The sequence below is a fragment of the Frankia sp. CcMO1 genome, from assembly GCF_977945845.1.
On sequence record NZ_CDWTMG010000208.1, the window covers coordinates 3,113 to 9,424 of the forward strand.

General features: G+C 67.3%; 4 protein-coding genes. All 4 read left to right on the plus strand.

Annotation, left to right across the window (positions count from 1 at the left end; translation table 11 throughout):
• Window positions 1-259 precede the first annotated feature (259 nt).
• The 4 genes from AC08OU_RS19355 (at window position 260) to AC08OU_RS19370 (ending at window position 5,723) form a co-directional block, all read left to right on the plus strand.
• Entirely contained in the window at window positions 260-1,021 is a 762-nt protein-coding gene (locus AC08OU_RS19355) for a ribonuclease BN (RefSeq protein ID WP_462204009.1), read from the plus strand.
• Window positions 1,022-1,975: 954 nt separating this feature from the next.
• Window positions 1,976-3,874, plus strand: a complete 1,899-nt coding sequence (locus AC08OU_RS19360) for a phosphatidylglycerol lysyltransferase domain-containing protein (RefSeq protein ID WP_476601488.1) — start codon at window positions 1,976-1,978, stop codon at window positions 3,872-3,874.
• Window positions 3,875-4,376: 502 nt separating this feature from the next.
• Entirely contained in the window at window positions 4,377-4,781 is a 405-nt protein-coding gene (locus AC08OU_RS19365; RefSeq protein ID WP_476601487.1) for a hypothetical protein, read from the plus strand.
• 264 nt (window positions 4,782-5,045) lie between these two features.
• A complete protein-coding gene (locus AC08OU_RS19370) occupies window positions 5,046-5,723 on the plus strand; it encodes a Crp/Fnr family transcriptional regulator (protein ID WP_476596069.1) in 678 nt (225 codons plus the stop codon).
• Window positions 5,724-6,312: the final 589 nt, after the last annotated feature.

Genomic DNA, 6,312 nt, shown 5'->3' on the forward strand with positions numbered 1-6,312 from the left:
GTTCCCACAGGGCATTCGGCGGATCCGGCGATGAACCCGGTGCTGTGGGGAGGACGCCATGCCCCGGAGCTGGCGTACGAGTAATAACAATCTTGCGTCGCGGCCGTCTGGCGGCGCTGGCGCTCACCGCAGCGGCGCGCTGCGGCGGCCAATCAGGACGCTCTGTGCGCGCGTCGGGACAGCCCGGGTGCGTGCAGGGCAGTCCTCGGTAGGAGACCTGGCGTCCAGACTACATGAGGCGGATCTGATTAACAGGGCGATGAATCTCGCCGCGATGATCCTGATGATTTTCTTTCCTTTTGTCATCACGCTGGCGGCGCTGTCGCCGCTGCGGCAGGGCGGTGCGGCGGACATAATCATCGCGCGCATGGGGTTGAGCCATGATGCGGCGATGGCCGTGGAACGACTCTTTACCCCGCGGAGCGGAACCGTCATCACTGGCTGGACAGTACTGGGAGTGCTCTGGCTGATAATTGGCGGACTGAGTCTGGCTGCGTCCGTCCAGTCCATTTATGTGCGGGTCTTCAGGCTGAAGCCATTCGGGCTACGCGGCCTACTGGCCCAGGTCGTCTGGCTCTGCGGACTGATCTTCTTTCTTGTCGCTACCACGAGTCTCGGGGCGCTGCTCACCGGCACCGTGGCTGGTCAGGTCTGCTACGGCCTGGTAGCCACCGTGATCCTGGCGCTCTTCTTGTGGGTCGGGGTCCGGGTGCTCACCATCGGCCGGATGAGCTGGCGGGACTCGTGGCCGACAGCCCTGTTCACGACGATCGGCCTGACTGGTCTGGGTGTCGTCAGCCGGCTGGCATTCTCGGCTTCGATCGTGGCGAACGAGCGTAGCTATGGCGGGATCGGGGTTGTGTTCACCATCCTGTCGTGGCTGATCGGTTTCGGTGTTGTCCTCATCGGAGGGGTAATCGTCGGCACGTGGTATCTCGACACCGAGCTGTCGGTCGCCGGCATCCTCAGAAAGTTTCATATCGGGAGGAGGATGGGCCGAGACCAAGCCCGGAAATCATGAGATGAGCCGGTGCGCGGATCGATGCCGAGGGCTACAAGGGCCAATGACGTGTGACCTGGTGTTGATCGTGTCTGGCGGACAGCAGGAGGTGACGCCGTGTGAGCGGCGGATCTGGTCGACCGGCGTCCTGCCGTCTTACTCTAGGTTCAGGGCGTCAACGTCGCCTCCATAGGGTCCAAGCCGGGCACCCGCATCGGCCGCAATCCGAGCCGGGCCGGTAGTGCTCGTGGTCATGACGCGCATGGCCGCAGCGGCAGTGCAGGACAAGCAGACCGCGGATCGACCTCACAGGGCCACCTCCGTCCGGATGGGAGTGATAAGTGAGTTAACTGCCTAAATGTCGTATATGAGCCAATCTGCCTGGTATGTCTAGACGTTCGGGCGGAGATCGTCCAGGTCGTCCTTCCCGGCCGGCCCGGGGACGCCTGCCTGGCTCTCGTCCGCGACTCGGCGCCCTCTCCGCGTGACCACCCCGAGGCCCGGCCCGGCTACGACCGGGTGGCCCGAGGAACGTCTGTGACGGGGCGGTTTATCGTCTCCAGATCCTGAGCGCCGTAGCAAGCGACCCATCGGGAGACGATAGGGATCATGAGTATCTCGAGCGGGACCGGGGCATCGGGCACCTCGGCCGGGCGCCACGCCGACGGGCGGCGGGGGGGAAACGCGCCGCCCGAGGCGAACGAGCGCGCTGTCATCCGGCGCCGGTGGTGGCCACGCCCGGCGGTGCGGCCGAAACCCGGTCTGTCCGGCGCCCGCCGGGGCCTGTCCGCCCGGTCTGGTCCGGTCGGTCGGGGGCCCGCCGCCTCTCCCGCCTCTCCCGTCCCTCCCACACCGCCTGCCCCCCAGGCACCGCGTGCCCTGTCGGCCTCGGCGGCGTCATCGGCCTCACCGGCGTCGTCGGCCCCGCCGCTGACGACACCACCCGGCGCCCGTTCCGGCAGGAAGAGCAGCAGGATGCCCGTGCTGCCCCCCTGGAAACGGCCGTGGGCGCCTCGGGCCGCTGCGCTGCTGGCCCTGGTTGTCGGCCTGGTCGACGTCGTCTCCGCGGTCACCCCGGAGTGGCGCTCCGGCCTGGAGGACCTGCGAGTGCTCCTGCCCCCTGCAGCCTCCCAGCAGGCCGCCGCGTTTACCGTCGTCGTCGGCATGCTGCTCGTGCTGCTGACGCCGGGGCTGCGCCGCCGCAAGCGGCGGGCCTGGCGGGCCGTGGTGGTCCTGCTCGGCGTGAGCATCGTGCTCCACGTTGCCAAGGGTCTGGACTACGAGGAGGCGGCCGGATCGGCCGCGCTGCTTATCGCCCTGCTGCTGGTTCACGGGGAGTTCCGGGCCAAGGGCGACCCGTCGACGCGTTGGCGGGCGCTCGGCGTCGGCCTGCTGCTCACCGTCGTCTCGATCGGGATCGGGTTCCTGCTGCTCTATCTGCGCCAGGACCGGATCGTCGGCCCGCATTCGCTGTCCGCTCAGTTCGAACAGATCGTCGAGGGACTCGTCGGGATCCCCGGTCCGCTGCGGTTCACCTCCGACCGGTTCTCCGACCTCGCCGCCCGCGTGCTGCTGACGATGGGCCTGTTGACCATCGTGACCACCGGCTACCTCGCGCTGCGACCGCCCGAGCCCCGGCCCCGGCTGACCGACTCCGACGAGGAACGGATACGTGCCCTGCTGGCCCGGCATGGCAAGGCCGACTCGCTGGGATACTTCGCGCTGCGGTCGGACAAGTCGGTGATCTGGTCACCGACCGGCAAGGCCTGCGTGGCCTACCGGGTGGTCTCCGGCGTGATGCTGGCCAGCGGAGACCCGCTCGGTGACCGGGAGGCTTGGCCGGGGGCCATCAGGGAGTTCCTGCGCGAGGCGGCCGACCATGCGTGGATGCCGGCGGTCCTCGGCTGCTCGGAGGCGGGTGGCTTCGCCTGGACCCGCGCCGGTCTGTGCGCGCTGGAATTTGGTGACGAGGCCATCGTCGACACGGCGTCGTTCATGCTGGAGGGCCGGGCGATGCGTAACGTTCGCCAGGCGGTCGCCCGGGTGGAACGCGCCGGCTACACTGCGGTCGCGCGGCGGGTCGGCGATCTCGCGCCGGCCGACCTCGCCCAGCTGAAGGCACAGGCCGCGGCCTGGCGGGGTACCCAGACGGAACGGGGCTTCTCGATGGCGCTCGGCCGCCTCGGCGGCGGCGCGGACGGCGACTGCGTGGCCGTGATGGCCTTCTCCCATGATGCGGGCCCCCGCGACGCGGACGACCCGGTGAACGGTGCTCCGGGTCACCCGGCGAACGACACGACGAGCGGAACCGGAGACGACGCGTCGCATGCCGGCGCGGCCGGCACCGAGCCCCGGCTGCGCGCCCTGCTGCACTTCGTGCCGTGGGGACCCAACGGCCTGTCGCTGGACGCGATGACGCGGGACCGGACCGCCGACAACGGGCTGAACGAGTTCCTCATCGTCAGCGCCCTGCGCCAGGCCCGCGAGCTGGGCGTCGAACGGCTGTCGCTGAACTTCGCGTTCTTCCGGTCCGCGCTCGAACGCGGCGAGCGCCTGGGCGCCGGGCCGGTCATCCGCTGTTGGCGTTCCCTGTTAATATTCTTGTCCCGCTGGTTCCAAATCGATAGCTTGTACCGGTTCAACGCCAAATTCCAACCCACCTGGCAGCCCCGTTACATCTGCTACTCCGCCAGTTCCGAGCTACCACGGATCGCCCTGGCGATGCTCGAAGCCGAGGCCTTCCTGGTCTGGCCCCGCTGGCGCGACCATCTGTCCGGGTTATCCCGGCTGTCCCGGCTGTCCCGGTCCGGGACGGCCGGCATCCATCACCGTGTCCGAAGAAAGGACACCTCGACCGGCACTGGGCCAGGCTGACCGGATCTTCGCCGGAATGTCCTTCGGCGTGTTCTGCGCGCTGAACCTCGGGCTACGCCACCGTGACTTCGGCGTGTGGCGTCCGGTGCTTCGAGAGAGTCTGCGGTGGGCGGTGCCGTCCGACGTCCGCAAAGGTGGCGTGCCCACTGTCTTGCGCTGATCCCCGCTGCTGGTCCCAGAGTGGATTTCCGGGGTCAAATCGGTGCGATCCAGGCGATGTTCCTCGGTTCTTGATCTGCATTTTTAGTGTGTGCCGCTGATCCGAAATGCCGACGGTAGCGGGCATGATGGTGGCGGCGTCCTGGATGTCCGGTGCCACCACGGTCTGCTCGTCCAGTGCTCCATCGCAGAGCCTTCCTGTCTCATCGAACCGCCGAAAAGGGCCTCATCATGTCATTAAAGGGAAGATCCTCCTTCTGACTCTGGTGTAGGCAGCAACATTCTCAATCGCGGCTGGTTGCAACCGTGACCAGTTGTTCCTTTGACGGAAGAGGAGCCAAGCGTGGCAAGTGTGATCGACGGCATCTACCGGATCAGCATCGCCGGGCAGCAGACCCTCACCGACGTGGGCGGGGGCAACCTCGTCCTTCTGCCCGACGGCGACGGCGACGGGCAGGTGTGGCAGGTGCAGCGCGCCGACGACGACACCTACACGATCCGCAAGCCGTCCGGCGGGGCTTTTGTGGGCTTCGATGGTGACCCGGACGCGTTCGAGCGGGTACGTGTGCTCCCGGAGCCGCGTGAATGGAAGATCGCTGATGGCCCCCAGTCGGGTACCTTCACCATCGGTGTCCCGGACAATGAACTGACCCTGGGGCTTCACCCGGCGCTCATCTACCCGCCGCTGGTTGCCCTGTCACCCATCTTCAGCGAGGACAGGGGCTGGATTTTCGAGGGCGTCGAGTAGTCGAGTAACCCGTTCACCCGGGTCCCGGCCCGGCCGGTGAACGAGGCCCTGCGCCGATGGCACGGGAGCCGGGCGCCGTGCCGCGGATGGCAGCAGTTCGACCATCCGCGGCACGGCACGGCACATCGGCACATCGCGGCCGAGAGCAAACCGGGCGAACCGGATAGAAAGGATTGATCGGACAAGACCGCTGGTCGGTCACCTCAGCCGCATCCTCTCGGTGGCGGCGCCGAATGCGGGTCCGATCCGCGATACTTCTGTGGGATGACCGATTCTGTCCGGCCTGCCCGGCGGGGAATGCAGGCGATCCTCGGCGACCGTCTCTGGCAGGCGTTGTTGTCATGCGGTTCCCGGTGCCATTTCCGGTCGCGGCAGATGCTGCTGCGTCAGGGCGATCCAGATGATTTCCTGTTTCTGCTGACCACCGGCCGGGTGAAGGTGGTGCGCATGGACGCGGAGGGCTCGGCCCTCCTGCTGGCGCTGCGCTCGCCCGGGGACATGATCGGTGAGATGGCGCGAATCGGAACCGGACGTACCGCCACGGTGCAGGCGATCGATCGATGCGAGGCGCATCGGGTCTCCGCCGCCATGCTCGACTCCTTCCTGCGGCGGCACGGCGTTCAGGGAGCGCTCGCTGACTACGTGGTGAGCAAGCTGTCCGAAACGGTTCCCTACCAGCATCAGCTCGTGCATTTCTCGCCGCGGCAGCGGGTCGTCCGCCTGCTGTTGGAACTGGTCGCCCTCGCCGGACCGGAGCTGCCCGATCCGATGCGGGTGCCGTTCTCGCTCGATGCCGTCGCGGAGTCCCTGGGACTCGCCCGGAGCACGGTGGCCGCACACGTGGCGGCATTGCGAGAGGAACAGGTGCTGCGGCCGGGGCCACGGCTCGCGGTGGCGGACATCTCCCGGTTGCGGGCCGAGGTGGGCATCACGACCGGCTGAGCATGCCGGTCTGGCCCGTGGACTCCAGGTCGTCCGCTGGCTCTCCGTTGACGGGAGCCGGTGGGCCGACGAGATGTGGTCCGTGCCACTGTTGAACCGTCCGTCGATGGACGTTTTTGTCGCTCTTCCGCCGCGACGCTGAAGAACACGGGCACGACATCCGTGCTCTCCCGCGAACGCGAAGGATTCAGCGATGGCCTCTACAGGCTTCCGCATTCCGCACCTCCCCTTCCGGTGGGTGTATAGGGGTTGGAATCCCGCCTTCAGGCAGGGGAGAACGTCAAATGTGCCATCCCCTCTTCATCCCAGAAAGACTATGTTCCGTAGTCGGCTGATCGTCGAAGCCGGCCGATGATCCGTTTGCGGACCTCGTCGAGCGCACTAGTCTCTGTTGCTGATGGTAGCGATTCACTCTCTCTCGGTTCTGGAGGAAGTGTGGACAAGTCCGTGAGGCGGAAAGCCGCGGTTGTCGCGGTGTCTACGGCGGCGGCAGTGTTCGTCACCGTGGGGCCGGCGGCTACGAGCGCGCTGGCGTTGAGCTATCTCGGTGGCCCGGTGGATGAAAAGATCGCCAAGGATCGCTGGGACC

Coding starts and splice junctions, on each gene's coding strand:
- AC08OU_RS19355 (WP_462204009.1), top strand. CDS start 260: ATGAATCTCGCCGCGATGATCCTGATGATTTTCTTTCCTTTTGTCATC.
- AC08OU_RS19360 (WP_476601488.1), top strand. CDS start 1,976: ATGCCCGTGCTGCCCCCCTGGAAACGGCCGTGGGCGCCTCGGGCCGCT.
- AC08OU_RS19370 (WP_476596069.1), top strand. CDS start 5,046: ATGACCGATTCTGTCCGGCCTGCCCGGCGGGGAATGCAGGCGATCCTC.